This is a genomic window from Aquirufa sp., from assembly GCF_044342065.1.
Taxonomy (GTDB): Bacteria; Bacteroidota; Bacteroidia; order Cytophagales; family Spirosomataceae; genus Aquirufa.
Window position 1 is genome coordinate 56,279 of the sequence record NZ_JBIIQN010000006.1, and the last position, 23,134, is coordinate 79,412.

Consider the following 23,134-nt stretch of genomic DNA (forward strand, 5'->3'; position numbering starts at 1 on the left):
TTTTTGGTATAAAATGGTGTTGGAGGTGACGCTGCCGGGGTCTGCGACCCCGGCAGCGTCTACCCGACAGCAAGTTCCAATTATTTTCTAAAAGTTTCCTGATATTTTTAACGTGCCGGCGTGATTACAATGTTTCTATATTCTACCGGACCATGATCCCCTTGAATCATAATCGGACCTGGTGCAGCCTCATCGCTATCCATCGCGCCGCCTGTGATGCCAGGAATGTTTTGCTCGATGATCACTTTTTGACCATTTAAGGTAACTGAAACCTTACGTCCCACTAAAGTGATATCGTAGGTTTGCCATTCACCCGATGGTTTTGCTGCTTGGAACAAGGGATCGATAAAACCATATATTCCGCCTAAAAAAATGCTATATGGCTCCTTTCCGTAGCTATCCTCCACCTGAACCTCATAGCGACCACGCAAATACACCCCGCTATTACTTCCTGGCGGCAAACGAAATTCAATATGCAATTTGAAATCCGTAAACTTTTGCTCGGTACAAATATTCGCTCCCGAAGCCGCACTCTTCATCACGCCATTCTCCACAACCCACTGATTCTTCGGGCCCAAAGCCTTCCAACCAGTCAAATCTTTTCCATTCAATAATGATATTGGCTTATCCCATGTAGGCTCCGATGAACGCCACAACGAAGGCGCGCGAACACCTGTAAATGCCATCGATTTCCCGTTTGGCTTAACCAATGTCCCCGTTAATTTTCCATCTTTCAAATCTCCCTCAAATGACAAATACGCATCCTCCTTCTCCCACTGTGGTGGAATCTTAAACGACACATGGCCATCCTTAAAAAACACTTCAGCGATCGGACGCGCCGAACCGCCATCCCCCACAAAATGCCCAGTCAATGTCCGCAATCCAGAATGGCGAACCTGCAACCAAGATGGTGCCGTCGACACACCTCCGTTCCGATTTTCCATCGAAACTGTTAAATCCCACGCACCTTCTAACGGATGGTGCTCCTGTGCCAAAGCACTGGAAGAAAACGCAAGCAATGCAATCAATAATTTTTTCATAGGTCTACGATTTAACCGCCTCCATTTTAGGCGAAATGAAATGAATAAGCAACCACGCAAATAAATACGCGCAGCCACAAGCCACAAATATAACATTATATCCGGCCGACAAAGCCTGGTCTGCCTTGTAGGAATCTAAAATTACGCCAATAATATACGGGAAAATCACACCGCCTAATGATCCAGCCAAACCGCCAATCCCCACCACCGAAGAAACCGCATGCTTGGGGAACATGTCGGATACAGTGGTAAAAATATTCGCCGACCATGCCTGATGTGCTGAAGCCGCAATGCTAATTAAAAATACCGCCTGCCAAATATCCGTCGCCCAACGCGCCCCGATAATCGGCACGGCACACAACGCAAAAAAGAACATCGAATATTTGCGCGCCTTATAAACCGGCCAGCCTTTCTTGATAAAATACCCGGAAATATATCCTCCGCCAATACTACCGATCGACGTGCAGGTAAACAAAATCGCCAAATGTAAACTCGGCTTTTTCAAGTCCAAAGCGAAAGTCGTCGAGAAATACGACGGCAACCAAAACAAGAAAAACCACCAGATCGGATCGGTGAAAAACTTGCCAACGATGAAAACCCAGGTTTGGCGATAACCGAAAAGTTTGCCCCAAGCAATGGGCGCAACTTCGGTCACATCTTCCTCCTCGTTTTGAATGTGCGCTAATTCTTCGGGTGTCACGGATTTGTGCTTAGCCGGAATCTCATAAAACCACCACCATAAGGCCAACCATATAAATCCGATCGCCCCCGTAATCAGAAACGCCTCCTCCCAGCCATAAGCTCCCAAAATCCACGGCACCATAATCGGCGCAACCATCGCTCCGATGTTTGCGCCCGAATTAAAAATTCCTGTTGCTAGCGCTCGTTCTCTTTTAGGAAACCACTCCGCTACCGTCTTAATCGCCGCCGGAAAATTTCCCGCCTCGCCAGCTCCCAACGCAGCACGTGCCGCACCAAAACCAAAAGTCGTCTTCGCCAAGGCATGCGCCATCGCCGCAATCGACCAGATAATGATGGATATCGCATACCCCATTTTGGAACCGATTTTATCGATTACTTTTCCAAAGGCCAACAATCCGATTGCATACGACGCCGTAAAACACATCACGATGAAACTGTAATCGGTCTCCGACCAATTCAACTCCTTCTCCAGCGTAGGCTTCAATAAGCCGATCACCTGGCGATCCAAATAGTTAATCGTCGTCGCAAAAAACAAGAGGGCAACCACCACCCACCGATAATTTCCTTTCATTAGAATCCGATTGAATTCCCGCCGTCAACCGGGATTGAGACGCCTGTTACGTAATTGGATGCATCCGATGCTAAATACACCGCGGCCCAACCAATATCCTCCGGTTTCCCGAAATAGCCCATCGGCGTGCGATCCATCGCCTTGTGCTTCCGATCCGGATCCGAATTCATCGCAGTCCGACTCATCGCCGTTTCAATAAATCCGGGCGCAATCGCGTTCACGCGAACGCCTTTACCCGACCACTCGGAAGCCAGCACTCGCACCAACCCATAAATACCGGTTTTTGACGACGCATATGCCGCCACGCGATCGATTCCATAATAAGCCGCCATGGACGAAATCATGATGATCGAACCTTTTCCTCTTTCCAACATATGTTTCCCCACTTCACGCGTTAGCGCAAAAACAGCATTCAAATTCACATTGATGATATTGGCAAAATCAGCATCCGAAACTTCCACCGCATGCCGCTTCATATTTATCCCAGCATTATTCACCAAAATATCGATGCCCCCATGTTTCGAAATAATCTCATCTACTAACGACGATGTCAAACTCAAATCCGACACATCGTTCACCGCATAATGGGCTCCTGCACCTAGGCTAGCCGCAGCTTCTTTGAGGACATCTGCGCGCCGACCGGTTATCACGACCGTTGCGCCGGACGCTAAAAAGCATTTCGCGATGTCGTATCCGATTCCGGTTCCGCCACCCGTGATGAGCGCAACGCGCCCCTGTAATGAGAATGGTTGTTGCATCTTATTTTAGCTGATAAATTCGTACAATTTCTTTTATTTCTGCCAAAGTCCGCGCAGGCGTCCCGTAGCTAATAGGTAATTTCGAGTAGGTTTGAAAGTACAGTAAATTCGCATCGCGCCATAAAACCGACTCGCGTTGCTGCGCCGCTAATCGCCCCCGCACATCCGCAAAAATTTCCGGATCGACCTTGCCTTGCAACGAATCCCAATCCCTTTGCATAGCCTCCACTTCCTTCAAACCTGTGTTGTACCGATAGCAGAATTCGTCCCAAAGGGTTTGGCCAGAGGATAATTTATCCTTCCAACCGATGTGATGAAACCACAATACGTAATCCAAATCTGTTTTAGCCGGATCGTTCCATTGCTTCGCTACCTCCGGGTGATACAAACTCAAGGCATTGCTGCCGGAGGCTTTTCGATCAAAACCTAGGCCAACCGAATCCGCGCGGTGGTAATAAATCGACGTCCAGTCGGGCCGTTGGCTGCGCTCCAACCACGGTTCTGGTCCCCAATGAATTCCTTGACCCATCACGTGGTGCAAGCCTAGCGGCGTTGTAAATTTCACATAGGTATCGCGGGATTTCATCAAGATATCCGCAGCCGTTTTCGCCGCTTTTTCATCGCGCGTCAAGGTCTGTTTCACCCACTCATCCGCAATTTGTGAAGAACTTAACGTATGATTCCACGCTAAACGCCCGAACGCATACCAGTTGGCCTGCGACATCAAATGCCCCGTCCAATTCCGATCCGAACCCGTATTCGCGACACCCGCCATCATGGTAATGTGCTCATTCCCTAAACTTCCGTCGATGACTTTCGCGACGGTAGATCCTTTCCCGTTTTGGTACGTATCCGAATCCAAGCATTCTTTGAACAGAATCGATTGGTAAAAAATATTCGTGCTGAAACCCGTGTATTCTTGGGTGATTTGAAATTCTAAGGCCAAAGGCGTCTTCGGCATCGCGCCAAATAACGGGTGAAACGGCTCCCGCGGTTGGAAGTCGATCGGACCATTTTTCACCTGAACAATTACGTTTTTAGCAAAGGTGCCGTCCAGCGGTTTGAAGTCATTATAGGCTTCTTTGAATCGATCGCCTTTTGGATTAGGTGCATACACAAAGGCGCGCCAGATGACAATTCCGTTGAAAGGTTTCACGGCCTCGGCGAGCATGTTTGCGCCGTCGGCATGAGTGCGCCCAAATTCCTGCGGACCGGGTTCGCCCTCGGAATTTGCTTTAACCAAGAATCCACCAAAATCAGGAATGTAGCTGTAAACCTCTTTGGCTTTTGAAGCCCACCAGGCACGAACCTCAGGGTCTAAGGGATCCGAGGTTTTCAGTCGGCCTAGGATTTTAGGGGATGCAAAATTCACCGACAAAAATAATTTAATCCCATACGGACGAAACACGTCGGCAAGGACTTTGACTTTCGCTAAATATTCGGGTGTCATGAAACGCGCGGAGGCATTGACATTGTTGACCGAAACCGCGTTGATCCCGATGGACGCATTTGCGCGGGCATAATCTGTGTAGCGCGGGTCGATCGTCTCCGGTAATTCGTACCATTTCCAAAGCGATTGACCGGCGTATCCACGCTCGATGGTTCCCATCACATTGTCCCAGTGGTTGAGCATGCGCAATTTTACTTTGGGCAAAGAGCTGATATCTGCCAACGGCTTTTCTTGTTGAATCATGCGCAACAATTCGAACACACCATAAAGAATACCGCGGTCGGAACTGGCTTTTATGCGGATGGACTTGCGGCCAACAATACTGGCACCTTCGACGGTAATTTTTGCTTTTTGGTCGACCTGAATCTCAAATCCTTCCGCTGCAATTTTCGAATCCAACAGAAATTGAATGGTTCCATTTTTCGCTACACTGGAAGGCGAAACTCCTGTCAAACCTTTCAATCCATGGGTCAATTCTTTCCGCGCCGTCTCTAATATGGGTGTGGAAGGAAACTCCGAAGACACGGATTGTACATAGGGCGCATAGCGAGAAGCAGATGCTACTTTGTCAAATTTTAACCATAAGCGGTAGCCGTCATCTGCATTTAATGCAAAACTACAAACGACCAAAAAGACCGCTAAAAAGGAGCGAATCGCTAACTCAAGTCCGCGGATTTCAGCCAAACCTCGTAATCGTCCGATGGCCGAATAGCCTGGATAGGTTTTCTTGTTCAGATCATCGAGCATTTGGTGACCATGGTCGGGGCGCATCGGAATGCCTTCGCCTCCTCTTCTTTTTTCCTCCTGCACTACGGCTTTCACCACTTCAAACATATCTACGTCGCCCGTTAAATGCGGCGCTTCGTGAAAAATCAAGGGATCATTTTGTTCCCGAAAGGTTGCACGCAAATGCAGGAAATGAATGCGATCAGCGAACCGACGAATCATGTGGGGCAAATCATTATCTGCCCGAACGCCTAAAGATCCGGTACAAAATGTAATGCCATTCGCACGTTCCGGAGATGCAGACATTAACGCCGCCAAATCTGATTCTGTACTTACGACACGGGGTAGACCTAATAAAGGAAAAGGAGGGTCATCCGGATGGATGCATAAATTGATGCCTAATTCTTGTGCCAAAGGTGCGATGGAACGCACGAAATAGTGCAGATTGTCGCGCAATTGATCCGCAGAAATAGCCTTGTATTCGTCTAAAAGACTTTGGAAATTCTCTAATTGAAACGCTTCTTCGGAACCTGGTAAGCCTAGCAGCGCGGTGTTTTTCAACTCTGCTTTTTCCTCGGAAGACATCGAAGCGAAACGCTGCGCCGCCGTTTCTTTTACAGCCGTAGTATAATCTTTCGAGGCTCCAGGGCGTTGTAAAATATGCAAATCAAAAACGGCAAAATCGGTCCATACAAAACGCAACGCACGGGCGCCGTCTGGCATCTCGAAGTTCAATTTAGTCCGCGACCAATCCAGCACGGGCATGAAATTATAACACACCGTTTTGATGCCGCAGGCGGCTAAATTTTGCAAAGAGGTTTTGTAGTTTTCGATCAAGCCATCGCGTGACGGCAATGCCTTTTTAATTCCCTCGTGGACCGGAAGCGATTCTACCACTGACCAATGCAAAGGAGACCAATCGGTATTGCCCGCTTCAATAATGGAAATGCGTTCTTGAATGGCTTCGATGGGCCAAACCTCTCCCACGGGAATTTGATGTAATGCGGTAACAACTCCGGTACACCCGGCTTGTCGTATATCCATCAACGAAACCGGGTCGTTCGGACCGAACCAGCGCATCGTATGTATCATGTAAAATTGTTTAGAGGCTTTCGCTTTGTAAAGCGCAAAATGCACAAAATTTACTAGAAATATGCATCATTTGCATAATCTCCCTTTAATGATAAAAGCCCGTTAAATTTGTAGAGACGCGATACTTCGCGTCTTGTTATAAATGAGTAAGACGCGAAGTATCGCGTCTCTACAAACTAAAGAACACCGGCCAGCTTAACCACCCACGCATACTGACATGGATTAGTGCCAGGAGTTAATGCTGGCGGAGCGATGCTCAGAGTGCCGTTTTTAAACGTACTTTTTACCGGAACAGAAGATCCCAATAGACTCACAGAAACGGGCTTCTTTAAACCCGAAACCTGCAACGCAGCTGTTGGAAATTCCGTCGTAATCAAATACAAGTCGTTGCCTTTTTGCGTGAAATATTGCTTTGTTGCAGGAGTAACTTTAGGAGCTTTATCCCACTTACGTGAGCCATAAATTCCTTCGCCGTTTACCTTTAACCATGATCCGATATCCGTCAGACGCTGCTGCATGATTACTGGAATACGCCCATCGGCCGTTGGCCCAATGTTCAACAATAAATTCCCACCACGGGCTACTTTATTGATCAACATGTGCACCAATTGCTCCGAGCTTGAATAATCTTCCAAATTCTCATTTCGGTTATAGCCAAATGAGCCTGCAATTCCGCGGCACTCTTCCCATGGTTTACCAAAATCCAACCCATTGGCATCGCCGTTGTGCACCAGGTCATATTCCGTGGTGTAGAATCCGCCATGTTTGGAACGGGTTTCTTTGCCCCAACGGTCATTGACAACTACCGAGTTTTTCACTGGGGAGTCGTTGTATAACCACGATAAAAATTCGGTACTGCGTAATTTGTCCGACGTATAATCCCACTCGCCATCTGTCCAAACTAAATCCGGATGGTAGGTATTCACCAAATCCTTCATCTGCGGGAACATGTGTTGGTCGATGTATTCGTTCAACGTCTCCTTTTTATACAAGGGATTATACCATTCCAATAATGAATAATAATAACCCATTTTGATATTTTTATTCTTTACAGACTTGGTTAAGTCGCCCAACAAATCACGATGCGGACCTACGTCCATGGCATTCCAATTCCACGATTGTTTCGATGGCCAAAGCGTAAATCCTTCATGATGCTTAGAAGTCAGCACGACATACTTCGCGCCGGCATTTTCAAATAGCTGCGCCCACTCATCCGGCTGAAACATTTCGGCTTTGAAGTAATTCACAAAATCAGGGTATTTGACATTTGGGCCAAAAGTCTTGTTGTGAAAATTCGTAAAAAACGATTGCGTTTTATTCGGCTCTTGCCAGCGGCGCCAGTACCATTCTGCATAGCGATCATACACACCTACTTTGTCACGACCCGTAGGCGAATACGCCGGAACGGAATACAAACCCCAGTGAATAAATATGCCAAATTTGGCATCTTCGAACCAGGCTGGGACAGGCCGACTGTCAATCGACTCCCAATTGTTTTGATAGGTTTTCTGAGCAAAAAGGCCGCTGGAGATTAGGCAGAGGCCTAGGAATAAAGACTTGATTTTCATGAGGTTTAGAATTATTGAAGGCTAATTTAATTAAAATTGCTAATTTCAGAAACCTAAACCAATTTAATCCTGATGCAAACTTGGACCTGCACCCAGCCGGGAAATTTTGAATTACAAGAGACCGAGATGCCGCCTCGCACTTCCGGCTACTCGCTATTGAACGTGCGGGCCATTGGAATTTGTGGAACCGACATACATGCCTTCGCTGGGAACCAGCCCTTCTTTCAATACCCTCGAATCTTGGGTCATGAATTAGCGCTTGAGGTGGTTGAGTCGGAGAGCTTCGTGGCAGGGGAATTGGTGACGATTATTCCTTATTTTAATTGCGAAACTTGCGATGCGTGCCAACAAGCCAAGCCGAATTGTTGTGAAAAAATCCAGGTTTTTGGCGTACACATTGATGGCGGCATGCGGGAGTATATATCGGTGGAGGACCGTTTTATATTACCTGGGAATGGCCTATCTGCTGAAGAACTTGCATTAGTGGAACCTCTTTCCATCGCAGCTCATGGGGTGAGAAGGGGAAAAATTCAGGCGGGCGAAAAGGTATTGGTCATGGGAGCTGGACCGATCGGATTGTTTACGATTTTGATGGCTAAAATTCAAGGAGCTGAAGTAGAGGTATCTGAGCCGAATGCGGCGCGTTTGGCATTCTGTGAGGCACACCTTGATGTAAATGCCGCAACGCAAACCAGTTATCAAACTGTCATAGATGCCACCGGAAATAAAATAGCGATTGAATCAGGGTTTGCTAAAATCGCTCATGGGGGGCAATACATACTCATTGGGCTTCAAAAAGAATCGATATCATTTGTCCACCCCGAGTTTCACAAACGTGAAGCCACGCTGATGAGCAGTCGGAATGCGACGATCGAGGACTTTCACTATGTGATGGATTTATTGCGAACAAAGAAAATTGATTTGAAACCTTTTATCAGTCATCGAATGGACTGGTTGGAAGTGGGGAATGAATTTCAAACCATCCATGAGCCGGCAAGAAAAATCATCAAGGCTATTATTCAAGCAAAAAATTAGGGCGAACCTTTCGATTCGCCCCGCATTCTTATTTCATATACACCTTATCTAAGAAAAGATAACGCGCGTCATTCATCGCTTTTTCCGCTCGGGAATTTGTATCGATAATCATGACAGGAGGTGTTGCATCTCCCGCTTTGGCAGCAGGCCATTCAGGTAATTTGTCTGAATTGGGGTTATAGGTTTTAACGAAATTTGTAAAGTAATTCAACATCGTATCCGACACTTTAAAGTCATCAGCCGTCCAAGCATATTCCTTCACTAAATGTAGGTTTCCCATCGCATATTCGATTTCACAGGCATGCGGCGCACCTACCGCTGGCGGAGGTGTTTGAACAGGGCCTTCTCGACGAACCGTACCACCGGCTAAGGCAGAAACGGTATTTTGATCTACCAAAGGAGGACGTAATTTGCTATACAAATAGCGATAAACCGGTTGGCTACTATTATTACGATGTAAGTCAAACCACTTCCACGTTGAATAAGAAATGAAACGATCTGCAGCTAAAGCCGTAGCCGACAATTCTACCTCTTTTTCAGAATGAGCTGGATATAAACTCATCACTTTGTCTACATCATTTGGATATTCTTTCTTCACACGTTCTAGGTAATTCTCAACGGTATAAGGTTTGCCTTGCATGAAAGCGCCCCCTGGAATTTCAGCGGAATTCCAGCCCAACAACAATGGAATTTGATGTTGTTCTTTTGCCGCAAAAATTTCAGGCAATTTCTTCGAAAGGAAGTTGCCGTCTAACACGACAGGAAAGCCAAAGCGCTTCGAATCTTGATACATATCATAGATGTCTTTGGTAGACATACCACGTAATTCCTTGATGGATTTCACGCCAGCTTTTTGTAAAAATTCTGCTCCCGATTTTTCCGCATCAGCTAAGCTAACAGGGGCCATCGTTGGTTCAATTCCTCCGCCACTTTCGCCTATCGCTGCATGAATTAAGCCCTTGGAAAGTGGGGATGCCATTTGGTAACTAACAGCGACCGAACCAGCAGATTCTCCCGCAATAGTAACGTGATTAGGATCGCCTCCAAACGCAGCAATGTTCTTCTGAACCCATTGCAAAGCCGCTAATTGATCATAATATCCGTAATTCCCTGACCCTTTATAAGCAGTTTCAGCGCTTAACTCCGAATGAGCCATGTTGCCAAAAACATTCAAACGGTAGTTACAGGTTACAACAACCACACCTTTTTTCGACATGCTTTCGCCATCATAACGCGGCTCGGAACCATCTCCGGCAACATTTCCGCCACCATAGAAATATACTAAAACAGGTAAATTTTGCGTATTCTTTTTTGCCGGTGTCCACACGTTTAGGTATAAACAATCTTCACTTAATCCTTCAGAACGTGACATCATATCTCCGAAAACGATTCCTTGCATGGGACGTGGACCAAACTTCTTGGTTTCCTTAACACCTTTCCATGGAGCTAAAGGCTGAGGTGCCTTCCAGCGCAATTCCCCTACGGGTGGTTTTGCAAATGGTATACCAAAGTACTTTTGAACACCGGTTTTGGTATCATAATTCCCTTCAATAACGCCATGCTGGATGGCCGTTTGAACAGGAAATAAATTAATGGATTGAGCTGAAGCCCATGAACACAATAGGCCAAAGCCCATGGTCAATAACATTTTTTTCATGTGTAATAGGTTTATATTGTCACAATTTGATACAATAATACAAGTTTAACAAAGGCTTTCCAATTTTCTATGTGCCTTTGGCCCGAAGCAATACCTATTTTGCTTTTTGCATTTCATTATATAAGGCCTTATGATTTTTTGATATTGCAAGAATTTAGCCAAAAAGCCCGTAGCTTTGCAAACGACTCTTGCCAACATGCGGATATTAATCTTACATAACTTATTGTGGTCCCAATACAAGTCGGTGATTTTTGAAAAAATTGCTCAAACCTGTGCATCCGGTGATGAAGTATTGGTTGTCCAAACGGCCATTACTGAAAAGGGTCGGGAAGATCTGGTTGATTTTGATGTAAGTACCTACGCGTACCAATTCCCCATTCAATTGCTTAATCGCATCCCATTGGAGCAGGTTTCTCCCTGGAAGACGATGATGGATTGGATCAAAATTATTCGAAAGTTTAGGCCTGATGTCATCAACTTAACTGGATACAGTGAACCAGGTACCCTTGCCGTTTTACTGTTAGCTAGATGCTATGGCATAAAAACAGTCATGACAGTTGAGTCAGTCCAGCATCTTTCTGCGCATGGAAATAGTTTAATCCACCTGCTTAAATCGAGTTATAAAAAATTGTTGCTAAATCTTTGTGACGGTTTTTTCTCCTATGGATTAAATACAAATACATTTCTCTTTCAATCTGGGGTTCCAAAGCGTAAAATTCAGAGCTTTCTAAATGCCTTTGATAAAGTTGCCTTTCTAAAAAACGTAACGCCTCAACAATCGAAACCCCATCCGAAACCGTACCTGCTTTTCGTAGGTCGATTATCCCCTGAAAAAAACCTAGCTGCTTTACTTGACTTGATGAAGCAATTGCCTTTTGATTTAGTAGTAGTTGGGAATGGGCCACAATACGAGGAGTTAACTCAACAAGCCAAATCCATCGAAAATGTACATTTATTGGGTACAGTGGCGTGGTCAAATTTAGCCAACTTATACCAACATGCTGAGGCTTTAATGCTGGTTTCTACGGCCGAAACTTGGGGCATGGTGGCGAATGAAGCTCAGGAGTTAGGGAAACCCGTGATCTGCACATCGGCTTGTGGCTGTGCCAATGACTTAGTTATCGATGGGAAAAATGGATTAGTCGTGAGCGACATTCAGAAACACGAAAACATCGCAAAAATTCAAGCTTTTCTAGCGAATCTTCCTAAAAATAGCGTAGCTATTCAAGCCTTTTCGCAAAAAAATTCCAACATATTTACTGTCGACAAGTTGGCCTCTGAAATGCATGAAGGCTTTCATAAGCTTGTAGCTTCGCGCTAATTTAGCACAAAAGGGTCTGACCATTTTTTGTCTTCATAGACATTTTTTCCCGACAATGTCCGTAAAAATTGGACAACCGCCGTAATTTCACTAGCAGTCATGCGCAACTTTTGTCCGATGTTATTAGGCCTCAATCGCGGATCTAAATTCGTATTTCGGGCTAGTACATTGATATCATTGTAATGCCCTAACATAGCATTTAAACCTCGAATAGCGCCTGTGTGCATTAAGGTAGAATTTAACTCTCCAGAGGGATTTGTTAAGTCGCGTAAAGATGGTGCGCGCGTCACATTCACATCGAAGCTTGAGCCTCCAATGACGCCAATAATTCCATTATTCCGGCTATTAGGGTCAATGTCAAATTCAGGTGCTTGATGACAGCCTTGGCATCCAAAGCCCCCTCCGATACGCTCGCTATTTGCATTAAACACCGGTGGAGTAAGGAAAAGAGCTTTACCTTGGTTTTCAATTGCAGTAAAATTTGGGAAAGGAGCTTGATCATTTGGGGTTTGTGCCCGTCCCACGTCATATTTAGCATCAAAGGATTGAATGCTTCGAATAAATTGAGCTAAAGCACTTTGCATACGTGTTTCAGTTACGCGATTATCACCATAAGCCCAAGTGAACAATTCGGGATAATAGGGGATTGCTTGTAATTTTGCTAGCAAAGTAGTCATATTTCCCCGGCCCGATTGGCCACTAAATCCCATTTCCAAATGATCTTGAATGGGTATGGTAGTTTGAGCTTCTAAACTATTAGCTCGTTCATCCCAGAAAAATTTCCTTTCATTCGCAAAACGCGCATTGATTAAGCGCATCGAATGGCGGACTGTTTTCCCATTGGATACCCCCAAGCTTTGTATTGCCGTATCTCCAAAAGCAAATGCTTGTCTATGGCAAGATGCGCATGAAATGTTATTGTCAAAACTTAAATTTTTATCATAGAAAAGTATCCGACCAAGGGTAGCTTGTTTGTCGATAATTCCGTTACCACCAACATTGTCTTTTATTAGATAAGCAGGTTTCGACTGATTCGCATAATTCGGTAGCGCATTGAAATCAATCGAAGAACCGAAGGTGGATTTGGCGACAATCAAAGGTTCTAAAACATCAGCTAGTTGGTCTGTAGTTTGTGTACAACCAACTACTGTCAAAACAAGAAAAATTAACCTTATCCGCACATGTTTTCGTTTAGATACGCAAGATAAATCAATTTCTTCCGGCTAAAATGAGTGGGTAGACCTACCAGACAATTGTGGTGTTCAAGGGCACAATTAGATGGATTAGGCAGGTGAAAAATGAATCAGGAATTACTTTTTCTTTGGTAAAGCAGTTTGAGCAGGTATAGCTACTGCGCTATCCAAACGCGCATTTTTCTGCATGTCTTTTTGAAGACTGTCAATAGCAGCTATGATGAATTTCACCTGCGCGTGAGGCAAATTGCTTTGATCCGCAATCAACTTGATATTATTCAAGTTGTTCCAGTGATAATTGACCGTTGGCTCCGGCATACGCATCGTAATGAACTTCTCTGCGGCAAACGAAAACAAGGCTACTGAAGCCCCTACTAACAAAATCTTTTTCATAGCTTGGGTTAAACTGGGATGAACATCCAAATGTAACAAATTCCAACAGAATTCGTAAGCGGAGGGAATACCATCGCCTGTTAAGTTTGCGAATAATATTGGTCAATGACGGGTAATGCTAAATCGCCCCTCAAGGTTAAAGTGGAGATTTCATTAATTCAAAATAGCTAGCGACAAAATAGCCATTTTCAATTTTTCCTTGAACCCGCGCCTTACGAATCGCCATACAAAACCCATCCGCAGCATGTGCATCTCCGTGATCGTCTAAATTTGTACCTTTTACCTCATACGCTTGCCCATCTTTCTTAACTGCTAAATAACATCCTTTTTTAGCCATCTGAAAATTACATGAACCGCAAGATGTCTCCAGGGTGTCAATTGCCCAGCTTGGATTTATTTTCCCGAAAGGCTTTTGTGCGAAGCCAGAAAATGAGAGTAGGATAAATCCAATTAAATAGTTTTTCATATGAAGTATTTTTGTGCAAAATAAGCGTTTATCTTTGAGTTTATAAATGATTTCACGCATGAATTGGATTAAAGAATTTAAAGCTTTTGCCATCAAAGGAAATGTCATCGAATTATCGGTCGCGGTGGTCATTGGAGCAGCCTTTTCTAGCATCATCAATTCCCTTGTTTCCGACATCATCACACCTTTAATACTAACCCCTGCTATTGAAGCCGCCGGTGTTGCCGACATTGATAAACTTTCATGGGGTGCCGTTAAATATGGAAAATCATTGGCAGCCATAATTCAATTTATCCTCATTTCATTCGTACTTTTTGCGATTATTAAAACCATAAATAAGGTTAACCTTGTTGATGTACCCAAAGAAGAAAAAAAGAAAGACCCGCAAATCGAATTACTTAAAGAGATCCGGGATTTACTTAAAAAATCCTAAATAGACAGGCAAGATCAACTTGCCACAGAAGTCAAGAATTTTTTGATTCAACCAGTTTTAAATTAATTCGATTTCCTGGCAATTTTTCGTTCTCCCAAAATCCATAATGGCGAATTCCCATCCACATTTTTATCGGGTGTTTTCTCAGCAAAACTTCGGATGTGTTCCACAGCTTTTGTCATGTCATCTGTGAATAAGATGTGTTGGAAATCCGTAGCCCCAACTGTCGCTTCCTGAATAAGTGACTCAAAATAACGCATCAATTGTTCGTGATATTCAAGCCCCATCACAACGACTGGAAAGTTTTTCATTTTGCCCGTTTGAATAAGGGTAATTACCTCAAAAAATTCGTCCAAGGTGCCTAAACCGCCTGGCATAATGACAAAACCCGAAGAGTATTTTCGCAACAGTTCTTTGCGAACAAAAAAGTAACGAATATTCACCATGCGATCCAAAAAAGGATTGGGCTTTTGTTCGAAAGGTAATTCGATATTACAACCTAAAGATAATGCTCCTGCATTTTTTGCTCCTTTGTTTGCCGCTTCCATAATTCCTGGGCCTCCTCCTGTCATAATGGCAAAACCCTGCTTTCCCAGTAGCGTGGCAAGTTCTTCTGTTACTTGGTAATATACATCTTCCTTAGAAAATCGCGCCGAACCAAAAATCGTAATACAGGGGCCAACAAAATGGAGGTTCCGAAATCCTTTGATAAATTGGAATAAGACATCTAAGGAAAATAAAAACTCTTTCCACCTCGATCGCGGCCCTGCCAAAAAAGCATTTTCAGAATTGCTGTTCATAGATTAATCTTTAGTTCAAATCTAATGCTAAATTGTTAGTTTTGTTTTCCTTTTAGATAATTCAATATGAAAACCTACGAATTTCATGCAGCAGATTCCCGTGGCGCCGCAAACCACGGATGGCTACAAAGCTATCACACGTTTAGTTTTGCTAATTATTATAATCCTGCACGCGTCCATTTTGGAACATTGCGCGTGTTGAATGACGATACGGTTTCGGGAGGTATGGGATTTGGTCAACATCCGCATGACAATATGGAGATTATCAGCATCCCACTATCCGGTGATTTAGAGCATAAAGATAGCATGGGAAATACGACCGTTATTCGCCATGGGGACATTCAGGTAATGAGTGCCGGAACGGGCATTTACCACAGCGAATACAATCACAGTAAGGAAGAGACTGTTAAATTTCTACAGATTTGGGTATTCCCAAATAAGAAAAATGTTACGCCGAGATATGATCAAGTTACCTTGAATGTCGCCGATCGCCAAAATCAATTACAACAGATTTTATCCCCGAGTCCAGAAGATGCGGGCGTTTGGATTCATCAAGATGCTTGGTTTCATTTAGGCAAATTTGATCAGGATTTACAGGCCAACTATTCCATAAAAAAACCAGGAAATGGCGTATATGTTTTTGTGCTCTCGGGTAGCTTTGACCTAGATGGTCAAACCTTGGCGACGCGCGATGGCCTCGGTATCCGAGATGCTGCTGCTATCGAAATTAAAGCCTTGACATCTGATGCCGAGATTTTACTCATGGAAGTTCCAATGCAAATCTAACGCAATGAAAACCATTGCCGTCATCGGCGGACACACCGAAATCGTAGCGCTATTGGTCCGCTTAATTAATCAATACGATGCCACCGAAGCCCTTGCATTTTATAATGCCGAGGAACTTTTGGAAGCTTCATTCGATTTAGTTCTACTCAGTAGCGGGGTTTCTGAAGCCGATGAGGCAATCATCCGCGCTCATGTAAACCAACCAATCATCCAAAATTATGGCGGAGGAAGTGGATTGTTGCGTGCGGAGTTGTTACCCTTTTTATCCTAGTTTTTTTGAATACACCATTTGACTCCTTGTTCAATGAGCTTTAGGTAGTCAGGATTTTGCCAAACGGCTGCTGAGTGGCCCATCGATGTATAAAAGGTTTTGCCTTTCCCTACGGTTCGGTACCAAGCCACAGGATGAATAGCTCCCATTCCAAAATTCTTATCCGATATCCATAGCATATTCCCGTTAGGGATAACCATGTCCCCATTGATGGAATAAAGAATCTGCATTTCTTTCGGCTGATTAAAAAAAATGTACCATTCATCCATACTACTCCATTGCTTTGCTAAACTTTTTGAAAACAAGGTGTCGACATTTTCAGACATCCGTACATCGGCTTGTTGGAACTGCGGATTCAAAGGATGATGTGAAAACTTAGCTCCAAGTAGGTTTTTCTCATACCAATCCCAACGGTGTGAATCATCTCCCGCACCATGAATTCCCATTAGCGAGCCACCCTCTTCCACATATTTTTCCAGAGCTATTTGTTGCTCATCGTTCAAAACCCGTCCTGTTGAATTATCAAAAATGACCAAACTAAATTGCTTTAATTGTTTCGCATTAAATACACCCCCATCAGCAGTCTCATAGACAAAATACTGGTGTTTTTTACCCAAGTCTTTGAGCAAAGGAATTGAAGCATCGATGGACTCAGCATGACGGAATCCAGTTGTTTTCGTGAATACCAAAATAGCGGGTTTACCTGCCGGAAATTGAATAGCAGGGATTTCTGTTTCGTAACTTACGGGGAAACCGTACTTCACTTTATACAGAAATGTTCCCATAGCTACAGACAACATGAGGATAATTGCAAGTATTGTCCAGCCAATAATTTTAAAGAATTTTTTCATTTGTTAATCGTTTATCGGTTTTCTAGTCGTTCATGTCATTCCCTTCCTTTACCTTTGGCAATTCTCCAAGGTTTGGCAAAGGTTAATAGTCGACAGCATAATCCTTTGGAAATACTTGGCCAGTCCAAGCTTTTTTCTGCGTCCATTCAGCATCGGCATCAGCCCAAAATGGGTGTGCAGCAGGTAAACCCAAAGGTAAAAAAGCCGCAGAAGTCATGTACATACTTCCTGTATTCGAGTATGTATCTGCGATATTCGCTTGATTTGCGCCAACCAATCCCAAGGTCAACCAACCATCTCGGTCAAATGTAGACGCAACAAAAACCCGTTTAAATACAGCCGTCAATGCTGAGCGAACCTGCGCTAAACTAATTTCCTCGGGCAATGAATTTTCTAAAGCTAATTTTGCTAAAGGTTGAAATAACCCTACTCGATAGGTTGAGGATCTTCCCACCACTAAAAATGTGCCCTCGGGGGAGATGTATCGCTCCTGAAAACTTGCGTACCGCTGCATCCTTTTGTAAGCTAAATCAAAATCGGCCTTAGATAAGCGCCCTTTAGCAAGATTAACCCGCATGACATCGATTAGCATGGGATGTATCACAAAACCATTATAATGGTCAAAATGAAATTTATCCCCATCCTTGTACCATCCATCGCCCACATACCAAGACTGTATTTTGGCAATTGCCTGATCAATGCGTGCAGCATCAAAGGGTTTTCCGATGAACAACAAAAAGCTCTCAATAGTCGCTGCAAACAATACCCAATTATTATTGGGTGGAACAATCTGCCTTATTGTAGTAAACTCACGGATGTAATTCATTTTAGTCTCAGCCGATAAAGGTTCCCAGAGGGCTTGCGGAGCTATTAAAAAAGCTTGGGCGATAAAGGCCGCATCCACTAAGGGCTGTTTAGAAGTAGGAGAACCCCAATATAAATAATCGGGGCTGAGAGGGTCCGCTGCACGGGCAAGGGATGCCAAGGTTTGCGCTTTCATGCGCTTCCGAATATTGGTCTCCTCCCGAGCGGCGGCAGAACTATCATCATCGGGTAGCGAAAGAAAAGGACCAATTCCAATTAACAAACGTCCAAAGGCTTCCATGTAAGCAACCTCTGACCTCCGCTTATCCCAAGTCGGACTGTAAGCAATAATCATATTTTTTCTCAACTCCCCTTTCGACATATTTCTCAAAATAGGGGCTGCGATTTTATCCAAAAGGTTTACCCAATAGCTACGGTCATTCTGCACTACCGCTTTATTTTCAGCTTTGGCAGAAATAAAAGAGAGGGAACTGAACAAAGATGACCATTGTATAAATTTTCTTCGTTGCATAGATTTTATGGAATAATTGTAGCCCTAAATTAACCGGAATAAATTAAAAAAAGCATGTAGTTTTGATAATTCAAAACCTGATATGCTTCTACTCGCGATTTCTTGGGCCTTGTATTTTTTTATCCATAGCGCCTTAGCTAGCCTTTGGTTGAAAGAAAAAGTACGCTCTTATTTACCGAGCATCTTTAGTTACTATCGAATCATTTACAATATGATTGCGATCTTGGGTTTATTGCCTTTGCTTGCTTGGAGCATTTCGAAGCCCATCAATATGGAAATACCTTTCCATCAAATTTTGGGCGGACTAATTAGCCTAATCGGCCTATATTTCATGCGTAAGGCCTTTCAGTCCTTTGATATGGCAGAATTTCTAGGATTGAAGTCGGATGGCGATGCCCTATTAGTTACCAAAGGAATGTACGGGTACGTGCGGCATCCGCTTTATTTTGCCAGCATACTGCTAATTGGAGGATTGTTTTTGCTATTCCCTAGCCATACGATGTTAATGGTTATGTTGGTCAGTTATGTCTACATCATTATTGGGAGTAAATTGGAGGAACGAAAGCTTCGAAAGCAATTTGGACAGCCCTATAAAGACTATGCCAAACAAGTAAAAGCATTGATTCCATATGTCTATTAGCGAAGTGAACAATGTGCCTGAAATGTTCACATCGAAAAAAGATATCCAATACGATTGTTGGCTTTTCTTCTATCCTTGATAAAGCGAAAAAGAAGGTAATGTGCGTCGAAAAATCGTATGCGAAAAAGTGCTTGGAAAGCAGTTAGATAAAAAACCTACTACGAAATCATTTTTAAAATGCAACGAAAAGACCTACATTTATCGTCCTAAACAAGAAGCTATGAATACTAATTTCAACGAGTTTAAGCGTATCATAACAAGCCCCGTTTTATTCAAGTTTTTTATATTTAAAAACCTCTCAGCGGCTTTTTGGTCGGGATTAAATATCCACCATTTCGACGAAGAGACCTGCGTGGTACGTGTAAAATTATCGTGGTTTAATCAAAACCCCTTTCGTTCTATGTATTTCGCTGTGGAAGCGATGGCCGCTGAAATGAGCAGTGGAATGCTAGCATACGCACAAGTACATAAACGGAAACCGGCAGTCAGCATGTTGGTCGAAAAAGTTGAGGCTACGTTTGTCAAAAAAGCTACTGGAACCCTATTTTTTACCTGTGAAGATGGCAAAGCCATGGAAGCCATTGTTGACGAAACAGTCAAAACGGGCGAAGGAGTTAAATTGACATCCAAGGCCATAGGTAGGAATATAGATGGCGTGATTGTTGCTGAATTTACCTTTACTTGGAGTTTTAAGGCAAAATCTACATGAATCATCCCATTATGACTAGCTTGTGGATTGATAAACAAGCCAAAGAAGCATTTACATTCTACCAGTCGGTATTTACCGATGTTCAACTTATTTCAGAAAATCCATTTACCGTCAATTACACATTAGCGGGGAAACGATTCATGCACCTAAACGGAGGACCAGATTATAAAATCAATCCATCAATTTCTTTTTACTATAATGTAGAAAATGAGGCCGAAATTGATCGCATATGGGCGAGCTTAACAGAAGGAGGTAAGGTCATGATGCCATTAAATACCTATCCGTGGAGTAGCAAATACGGCTGGGTGGCAGATCGATTTGGCGTGAATTGGCAATTAATGTTGGACCATGTCAGTGCTGACAAGGTATATCCGAACATGATGTTTACGGGGGGTAATAATGGCAAGGCGGCTGAGGCCATTGCATTTTATACATCGATTTTCCCCAATTCAAAATCAATCATTCAAAGTCCTTATGGGGAAGGTGGCGCAGATGTTGCTAGCTATTTAAATTATGCCCAATTTACTTTAAACAATCAGGTATTTGGTGCGATGGACAGTTCACACATGCACGAATTCACCTTCAATGAAGGGGTATCTCATGTAATTGTCGTAGATACGCAGGAGGAAATAGATACCTATTGGGATCAATTAACGACTGGCGGTTCGCCCGGAAAATGCGGTTGGCTGAAAGATAAATACGGCGTATCTTGGCAAATTGTACCTAGCTGTTTGGGGAAATTCATGTCGAATCCGGAGACGGCTCCGAAAGCAACCTATGCCTTTTTACAAATGTCAAAATTCATCATCACCGATTTGGAAAAGGCATGTGAAAATTAACTAATTTTGTTGCCAAAATAACCCCAAGGTAATGCAAAAACCCTATGATTTTCTGATTGTTGGCGCCGGTTTTTTCGGCAGTATTTGTGCAAGAGAATTGACCAATCAGGGCTATTCCTGTTTAGTGATAGAAAAACGTAATCACATTGCTGGAAATTGTTACACAGAAAAGCGTGACGATATTCATTTGCATGTTTATGGGGCACATATTTTTCATACGTCAAATGAGAAGGTTTGGCATTGGATAAATCAATATGCGAAGTTCAATCATTACACGAACCGACCAATAGCCAATTACAAAGGAGAGCTATTCGCCTTACCGTTTAATATGTGGACTTTTAATCAGTTGTGGAATGTAAACACCCCTGAAGAAGCGCAAAAAATTATAGCGGAGCAAGGAAAGGACATTGTGGGTGAACCTCAAAATTTGGAGGAGCAGGCGATTAAATTGGTGGGTAAAGATATTTACGAAAAGCTAATTAAAGGCTACACGGCAAAACAATGGATAAAGGATCCGAAGGAATTACCAAAAGAAATCATCAAGCGATTGCCCGTACGTTTTACTTTTGATACAAACTATTTTAATGATCGCTACCAAGGCATTCCTGAAGGTGGCTATACGCAAATATTTGAAAAGTTATTGGAGGGGATTGAAGTTCGTTTGAATGTGGATTATTTAGCAGACAAAGCGAGGTATAATGCGATGGCCAATAAAGTGATTTATACCGGCCCTATTGATTCGTATTTTGATTATCAACATGGCGAATTGGAATACAAGACAACGCGTTTTGACCACGTAAAACATGATTATCCAAACCACCAAGGCGTAGCGGTGATGAACTATACGGAGGCTGAAATTCCGTATACGCGTATCATTGAACATAAGCATTTTGAGTTCAATGAAACGCCAAGCACGTGGATCAGCTATGAATATCCGGAGCCTTATAAAGCTGAAGTGACGGAGCCTTATTACCCTGTGAATGACCAGGTGAATAATGAATTATTCCAGAAATATCGCGAATTAGCCGACCAGGAACCCGATGTATTTTTTGGAGGACGCTTAGGGGAATATAAGTATTACGATATGCATCAAATCATCGATCGAGCCTTGACGATGGTGGAGACGTTTATCCCCGCTTAACCTTTGCCAATCCTCCAAGGTTTGGCAAAGGTAGTGGGAAAAAAGTTCAAGAAATTGATAATTATCCCATCAAGGCTTTCATCTTTTTCGCGATGAAATTCGTTGCATATTCTGGGGCTAAGCGGGACAAGAAATCCATGAATTTGGAATCAGAACCTACCAAAATTCGGTATTGATCCGCTTCCATACCCTTTAAAATATTGCGCGCAGCTTCGTTGGCGGGCATAGCAGTCATGCCAGAAGAATCGGCAGTCACCGGTATCTCAATACCTGAATTTGTAGTAATATTCGTCGCGATTGCACCCGGAAAAACCACTGAAACACGTACCGAAGTTTCCTTCAGTTCCGCATACAAACCTTCCGTAAATAATTTCATGGCAGCTTTAGCAGCGCCATAAATACTTTGGCCAGGAACGGGAAGAAAGCCGCCCATGCTGGATATGTTAACAATATGCGCTACAGGACGCTCCAATAAATAGGGAAGAAATGCTTTGGTCACAAAAACGCAACCAAAAAAGTTCACGTTCATCACGTGCTCGATTTGTTCAAATGTCAAGTCATTCACCTTCACGAACGGCTGAATGATACCCGCATTGTTGATAATGCCATCAATCTGCCCAAAGTGCTTGATTACCTCTTCAGGCAAGGCAAGCACTTTGGTTCGATCGGTAATGTCTACTTCTAAAGCTAGAAATGTGTTGGAAGTTCCCGAGCAAACTTGTTGGGTCTCCAACAAAGCAGGCAAATACCTATCCAATGCGGCAACTTTACCCCCTTTGGCCATGATTTGGTGCGTCATTTCGCGTCCCATTCCACTGCCAGCTCCAGTCACTAAAAATACTTTTCCAGCTATTTTCATGGCTATATAAATTTAAAATTTTAAACAGCCTATGACTATTTATTCTTTTACGCGAGCGGCTTTTGCTTCAAACATCCCCATTAAGGATCCTTTCAAATTATCTGTATCCACCTTGGTCAACTCTGTATTCACATCATATCCTTGAATGGAAAAATACATAACAACTTTGTCGCTGCTATCCTCAATCTTAGTAATGTCAATCAATGGAAGTGTATCGTCACCAACAATCTTTAATTGGCCTGTTAATACACCATCTTTACGAATCAAATTCGTCGCAAATGTCACATCTCCATTCGGAGTTCCCATCACCATGATTTTCCACTTTCCAGCGAAAAAATCAGTCGGGTCTGGCTTAGAAGCAAATGTTGAAGTAGAAAACAAAGTCGTCAAAACAAATACAAGCGCAATAAACTTTTTCATGATCAATTGATTTTTAGGGTTTAAAAGAAAACAAATATAGAAACTATATTAATATTGTCTAATCTTGATACATTAAC

23 protein-coding genes are annotated in these 23,134 nt (G+C 43.3%); 9 read left to right on the plus strand and 14 right to left on the minus strand.

Annotation, left to right across the window (positions count from 1 at the left end):
• Nucleotides 1–107: 107 nt before the first annotated feature.
• From ACIQZ2_RS03910 to ACIQZ2_RS03930, 5 genes are all read right to left on the minus strand, one after another.
• Nucleotides 108–1,040 (minus strand): DUF1080 domain-containing protein, encoded by a 933-nt coding sequence (locus ACIQZ2_RS03910; RefSeq protein ID WP_395767534.1) that lies wholly within the window; start codon nucleotides 1,038–1,040, stop codon nucleotides 108–110.
• Between the two features lie 4 nt (nucleotides 1,041–1,044).
• The gene (locus ACIQZ2_RS03915; RefSeq protein WP_395767535.1) at nucleotides 1,045–2,313 is read right to left on the minus strand and encodes an MFS transporter; all 1,269 of its coding nucleotides are present in this window, start codon (nucleotides 2,311–2,313) and stop codon (nucleotides 1,045–1,047) included.
• On the minus strand, nucleotides 2,313–3,071 hold the full coding sequence (locus ACIQZ2_RS03920; RefSeq protein ID WP_395767536.1) for an SDR family NAD(P)-dependent oxidoreductase: 759 nt from the start codon (nucleotides 3,069–3,071) through the stop codon (nucleotides 2,313–2,315). The genes ACIQZ2_RS03915 and ACIQZ2_RS03920 overlap by 1 nt, the downstream gene beginning before the upstream one ends.
• Before the next feature lies 1 nt (nucleotide 3,072).
• Nucleotides 3,073–6,339 carry a mannonate dehydratase gene (gene uxuA, locus ACIQZ2_RS03925; protein WP_395767537.1) on the minus strand — a complete coding sequence of 1,089 codons (3,267 nt, stop codon included), beginning with the start codon at nucleotides 6,337–6,339 and terminating at the stop codon, nucleotides 3,073–3,075.
• Nucleotides 6,340–6,515: 176 nt separating this feature from the next.
• On the minus strand, nucleotides 6,516–7,907 hold the full coding sequence (locus ACIQZ2_RS03930) for an alpha-L-fucosidase (protein WP_395767538.1): 1,392 nt from the start codon (nucleotides 7,905–7,907) through the stop codon (nucleotides 6,516–6,518).
• Between the two features lie 72 nt (nucleotides 7,908–7,979).
• Between ACIQZ2_RS03930 and ACIQZ2_RS03935 the strand changes: the two genes are divergently transcribed.
• Nucleotides 7,980–8,942, plus strand: coding sequence for a zinc-binding alcohol dehydrogenase family protein (locus ACIQZ2_RS03935; RefSeq protein ID WP_395767539.1), 963 nt, complete (start codon nucleotides 7,980–7,982; stop codon nucleotides 8,940–8,942).
• 28 nt (nucleotides 8,943–8,970) lie between these two features.
• On the opposite strand, the gene ACIQZ2_RS03940 is transcribed toward ACIQZ2_RS03935, so the two are convergent.
• Nucleotides 8,971–10,599, minus strand: a complete 1,629-nt coding sequence (locus tag ACIQZ2_RS03940) for a carboxylesterase/lipase family protein (protein ID WP_395767540.1) — start codon at nucleotides 10,597–10,599, stop codon at nucleotides 8,971–8,973.
• Nucleotides 10,600–10,795: 196 nt separating this feature from the next.
• Here ACIQZ2_RS03940 and ACIQZ2_RS03945 point away from each other — a divergent pair, with 196 nt between their 5' ends.
• A complete protein-coding gene (locus ACIQZ2_RS03945; RefSeq protein WP_395767541.1) occupies nucleotides 10,796–11,920 on the plus strand; it encodes a glycosyltransferase family 4 protein in 1,125 nt (374 codons plus the stop codon).
• Here the strand turns inward: ACIQZ2_RS03945 and ACIQZ2_RS03950 are convergent.
• The 3 genes from ACIQZ2_RS03950 to ACIQZ2_RS03960 form a co-directional block, all read right to left on the minus strand.
• On the minus strand, nucleotides 11,917–13,101 hold the full coding sequence (locus ACIQZ2_RS03950) for a cytochrome-c peroxidase (RefSeq protein ID WP_395767542.1): 1,185 nt from the start codon (nucleotides 13,099–13,101) through the stop codon (nucleotides 11,917–11,919). The genes ACIQZ2_RS03945 and ACIQZ2_RS03950 overlap by 4 nt on opposite strands.
• A gap of 129 nt (nucleotides 13,102–13,230) precedes the next feature.
• The gene (locus tag ACIQZ2_RS03955; protein ID WP_395767543.1) at nucleotides 13,231–13,506 is read right to left on the minus strand and encodes a hypothetical protein; all 276 of its coding nucleotides are present in this window, start codon (nucleotides 13,504–13,506) and stop codon (nucleotides 13,231–13,233) included.
• Between the two features lie 136 nt (nucleotides 13,507–13,642).
• Nucleotides 13,643–13,972, minus strand: coding sequence for a DUF6370 family protein (locus ACIQZ2_RS03960; protein WP_395767544.1), 330 nt, complete (start codon nucleotides 13,970–13,972; stop codon nucleotides 13,643–13,645).
• A 58-nt stretch (nucleotides 13,973–14,030) separates the two neighbouring features.
• Here ACIQZ2_RS03960 and mscL point away from each other — a divergent pair, with 58 nt between their 5' ends.
• Nucleotides 14,031–14,405, plus strand: coding sequence for a large conductance mechanosensitive channel protein MscL (mscL, locus tag ACIQZ2_RS03965; RefSeq protein WP_395767545.1), 375 nt, complete (start codon nucleotides 14,031–14,033; stop codon nucleotides 14,403–14,405).
• Between the two features lie 62 nt (nucleotides 14,406–14,467).
• Here mscL and ACIQZ2_RS03970 read toward each other — a convergent pair whose 3' ends face one another.
• Nucleotides 14,468–15,205, minus strand: coding sequence for a TIGR00730 family Rossman fold protein (locus ACIQZ2_RS03970; RefSeq protein WP_395767546.1), 738 nt, complete (start codon nucleotides 15,203–15,205; stop codon nucleotides 14,468–14,470).
• A 66-nt stretch (nucleotides 15,206–15,271) separates the two neighbouring features.
• Here ACIQZ2_RS03970 and ACIQZ2_RS03975 point away from each other — a divergent pair, with 66 nt between their 5' ends.
• Complete coding sequence (locus ACIQZ2_RS03975; RefSeq protein WP_395767547.1) at nucleotides 15,272–15,991, plus strand: pirin family protein; 720 nt, start codon at nucleotides 15,272–15,274, stop codon at nucleotides 15,989–15,991.
• A gap of 4 nt (nucleotides 15,992–15,995) precedes the next feature.
• Nucleotides 15,996–16,262 (plus strand): hypothetical protein, encoded by a 267-nt coding sequence (locus ACIQZ2_RS03980; protein ID WP_395767548.1) that lies wholly within the window; start codon nucleotides 15,996–15,998, stop codon nucleotides 16,260–16,262.
• Here the strand turns inward: ACIQZ2_RS03980 and ACIQZ2_RS03985 are convergent.
• A complete protein-coding gene (locus ACIQZ2_RS03985) occupies nucleotides 16,259–17,113 on the minus strand; it encodes a ThuA domain-containing protein (protein WP_395767549.1) in 855 nt (284 codons plus the stop codon). The genes ACIQZ2_RS03980 and ACIQZ2_RS03985 overlap by 4 nt on opposite strands.
• Nucleotides 17,114–17,195: 82 nt before the next feature.
• Nucleotides 17,196–18,449 carry a DUF2264 domain-containing protein gene (locus tag ACIQZ2_RS03990; RefSeq protein ID WP_395767550.1) on the minus strand — a complete coding sequence of 418 codons (1,254 nt, stop codon included), beginning with the start codon at nucleotides 18,447–18,449 and terminating at the stop codon, nucleotides 17,196–17,198.
• 82 nt (nucleotides 18,450–18,531) lie between these two features.
• Between ACIQZ2_RS03990 and ACIQZ2_RS03995 the strand changes: the two genes are divergently transcribed.
• From ACIQZ2_RS03995 to glf, 4 genes are all read left to right on the plus strand, one after another.
• Nucleotides 18,532–19,089 carry a methyltransferase family protein gene (locus ACIQZ2_RS03995; protein WP_395767551.1) on the plus strand — a complete coding sequence of 186 codons (558 nt, stop codon included), beginning with the start codon at nucleotides 18,532–18,534 and terminating at the stop codon, nucleotides 19,087–19,089.
• Nucleotides 19,090–19,309: 220 nt separating this feature from the next.
• Nucleotides 19,310–19,798 carry a DUF4442 domain-containing protein gene (locus tag ACIQZ2_RS04000; RefSeq protein WP_395767552.1) on the plus strand — a complete coding sequence of 163 codons (489 nt, stop codon included), beginning with the start codon at nucleotides 19,310–19,312 and terminating at the stop codon, nucleotides 19,796–19,798.
• Entirely contained in the window at nucleotides 19,795–20,637 is an 843-nt protein-coding gene (locus ACIQZ2_RS04005) for a VOC family protein (RefSeq protein WP_395767553.1), read from the plus strand. Before ACIQZ2_RS04000 ends, ACIQZ2_RS04005 begins: the two co-directional genes overlap by 4 nt.
• Before the next feature lie 31 nt (nucleotides 20,638–20,668).
• On the plus strand, nucleotides 20,669–21,778 hold the full coding sequence (gene glf, locus ACIQZ2_RS04010) for a UDP-galactopyranose mutase (RefSeq protein WP_395767554.1): 1,110 nt from the start codon (nucleotides 20,669–20,671) through the stop codon (nucleotides 21,776–21,778).
• 61 nt (nucleotides 21,779–21,839) lie between these two features.
• Here the strand turns inward: glf and ACIQZ2_RS04015 are convergent, their stop codons facing one another.
• Nucleotides 21,840–22,637 (minus strand): SDR family NAD(P)-dependent oxidoreductase, encoded by a 798-nt coding sequence (locus ACIQZ2_RS04015; protein ID WP_395767555.1) that lies wholly within the window; start codon nucleotides 22,635–22,637, stop codon nucleotides 21,840–21,842.
• A gap of 39 nt (nucleotides 22,638–22,676) precedes the next feature.
• The gene (locus ACIQZ2_RS04020) at nucleotides 22,677–23,057 is read right to left on the minus strand and encodes a hypothetical protein (protein WP_395767556.1); all 381 of its coding nucleotides are present in this window, start codon (nucleotides 23,055–23,057) and stop codon (nucleotides 22,677–22,679) included.
• Between the last annotated feature and the right edge of the window lie 77 nt (nucleotides 23,058–23,134).

What these genes read in the sequence shown, in the direction of transcription:
- ACIQZ2_RS03910 (WP_395767534.1), bottom strand. Translation starts at nt 1,040, where the DNA reads ATGAAAAAATTATTGATTGCATTGCTTGCGTTTTCTTCCAGTGCTTTG.
- ACIQZ2_RS03915 (WP_395767535.1), bottom strand. Translation starts at nt 2,313, where the DNA reads ATGAAAGGAAATTATCGGTGGGTGGTGGTTGCCCTCTTGTTTTTTGCG.
- ACIQZ2_RS03920 (WP_395767536.1), bottom strand. Translation starts at nt 3,071, where the DNA reads ATGCAACAACCATTCTCATTACAGGGGCGCGTTGCGCTCATCACGGGT.
- uxuA (WP_395767537.1), bottom strand. Translation starts at nt 6,339, where the DNA reads ATGATACATACGATGCGCTGGTTCGGTCCGAACGACCCGGTTTCGTTG.
- ACIQZ2_RS03930 (WP_395767538.1), bottom strand. Translation starts at nt 7,907, where the DNA reads ATGAAAATCAAGTCTTTATTCCTAGGCCTCTGCCTAATCTCCAGCGGC.
- ACIQZ2_RS03935 (WP_395767539.1), top strand. Translation starts at nt 7,980, where the DNA reads ATGCAAACTTGGACCTGCACCCAGCCGGGAAATTTTGAATTACAAGAG.
- ACIQZ2_RS03940 (WP_395767540.1), bottom strand. Translation starts at nt 10,599, where the DNA reads ATGAAAAAAATGTTATTGACCATGGGCTTTGGCCTATTGTGTTCATGG.
- ACIQZ2_RS03945 (WP_395767541.1), top strand. Translation starts at nt 10,796, where the DNA reads ATGCGGATATTAATCTTACATAACTTATTGTGGTCCCAATACAAGTCG.
- ACIQZ2_RS03955 (WP_395767543.1), bottom strand. Translation starts at nt 13,506, where the DNA reads ATGAAAAAGATTTTGTTAGTAGGGGCTTCAGTAGCCTTGTTTTCGTTT.
- ACIQZ2_RS03960 (WP_395767544.1), bottom strand. Translation starts at nt 13,972, where the DNA reads ATGAAAAACTATTTAATTGGATTTATCCTACTCTCATTTTCTGGCTTC.
- mscL (WP_395767545.1), top strand. Translation starts at nt 14,031, where the DNA reads ATGAATTGGATTAAAGAATTTAAAGCTTTTGCCATCAAAGGAAATGTC.
- ACIQZ2_RS03970 (WP_395767546.1), bottom strand. Translation starts at nt 15,205, where the DNA reads ATGAACAGCAATTCTGAAAATGCTTTTTTGGCAGGGCCGCGATCGAGG.
- ACIQZ2_RS03975 (WP_395767547.1), top strand. Translation starts at nt 15,272, where the DNA reads ATGAAAACCTACGAATTTCATGCAGCAGATTCCCGTGGCGCCGCAAAC.
- ACIQZ2_RS03980 (WP_395767548.1), top strand. Translation starts at nt 15,996, where the DNA reads ATGAAAACCATTGCCGTCATCGGCGGACACACCGAAATCGTAGCGCTA.
- ACIQZ2_RS03985 (WP_395767549.1), bottom strand. Translation starts at nt 17,113, where the DNA reads ATGAAAAAATTCTTTAAAATTATTGGCTGGACAATACTTGCAATTATC.
- ACIQZ2_RS03990 (WP_395767550.1), bottom strand. Translation starts at nt 18,449, where the DNA reads ATGCAACGAAGAAAATTTATACAATGGTCATCTTTGTTCAGTTCCCTC.
- ACIQZ2_RS03995 (WP_395767551.1), top strand. Translation starts at nt 18,532, where the DNA reads ATGCTTCTACTCGCGATTTCTTGGGCCTTGTATTTTTTTATCCATAGC.
- ACIQZ2_RS04000 (WP_395767552.1), top strand. Translation starts at nt 19,310, where the DNA reads ATGAATACTAATTTCAACGAGTTTAAGCGTATCATAACAAGCCCCGTT.
- ACIQZ2_RS04005 (WP_395767553.1), top strand. Translation starts at nt 19,795, where the DNA reads ATGAATCATCCCATTATGACTAGCTTGTGGATTGATAAACAAGCCAAA.
- glf (WP_395767554.1), top strand. Translation starts at nt 20,669, where the DNA reads ATGCAAAAACCCTATGATTTTCTGATTGTTGGCGCCGGTTTTTTCGGC.
- ACIQZ2_RS04015 (WP_395767555.1), bottom strand. Translation starts at nt 22,637, where the DNA reads ATGAAAATAGCTGGAAAAGTATTTTTAGTGACTGGAGCTGGCAGTGGA.
- ACIQZ2_RS04020 (WP_395767556.1), bottom strand. Translation starts at nt 23,057, where the DNA reads ATGAAAAAGTTTATTGCGCTTGTATTTGTTTTGACGACTTTGTTTTCT.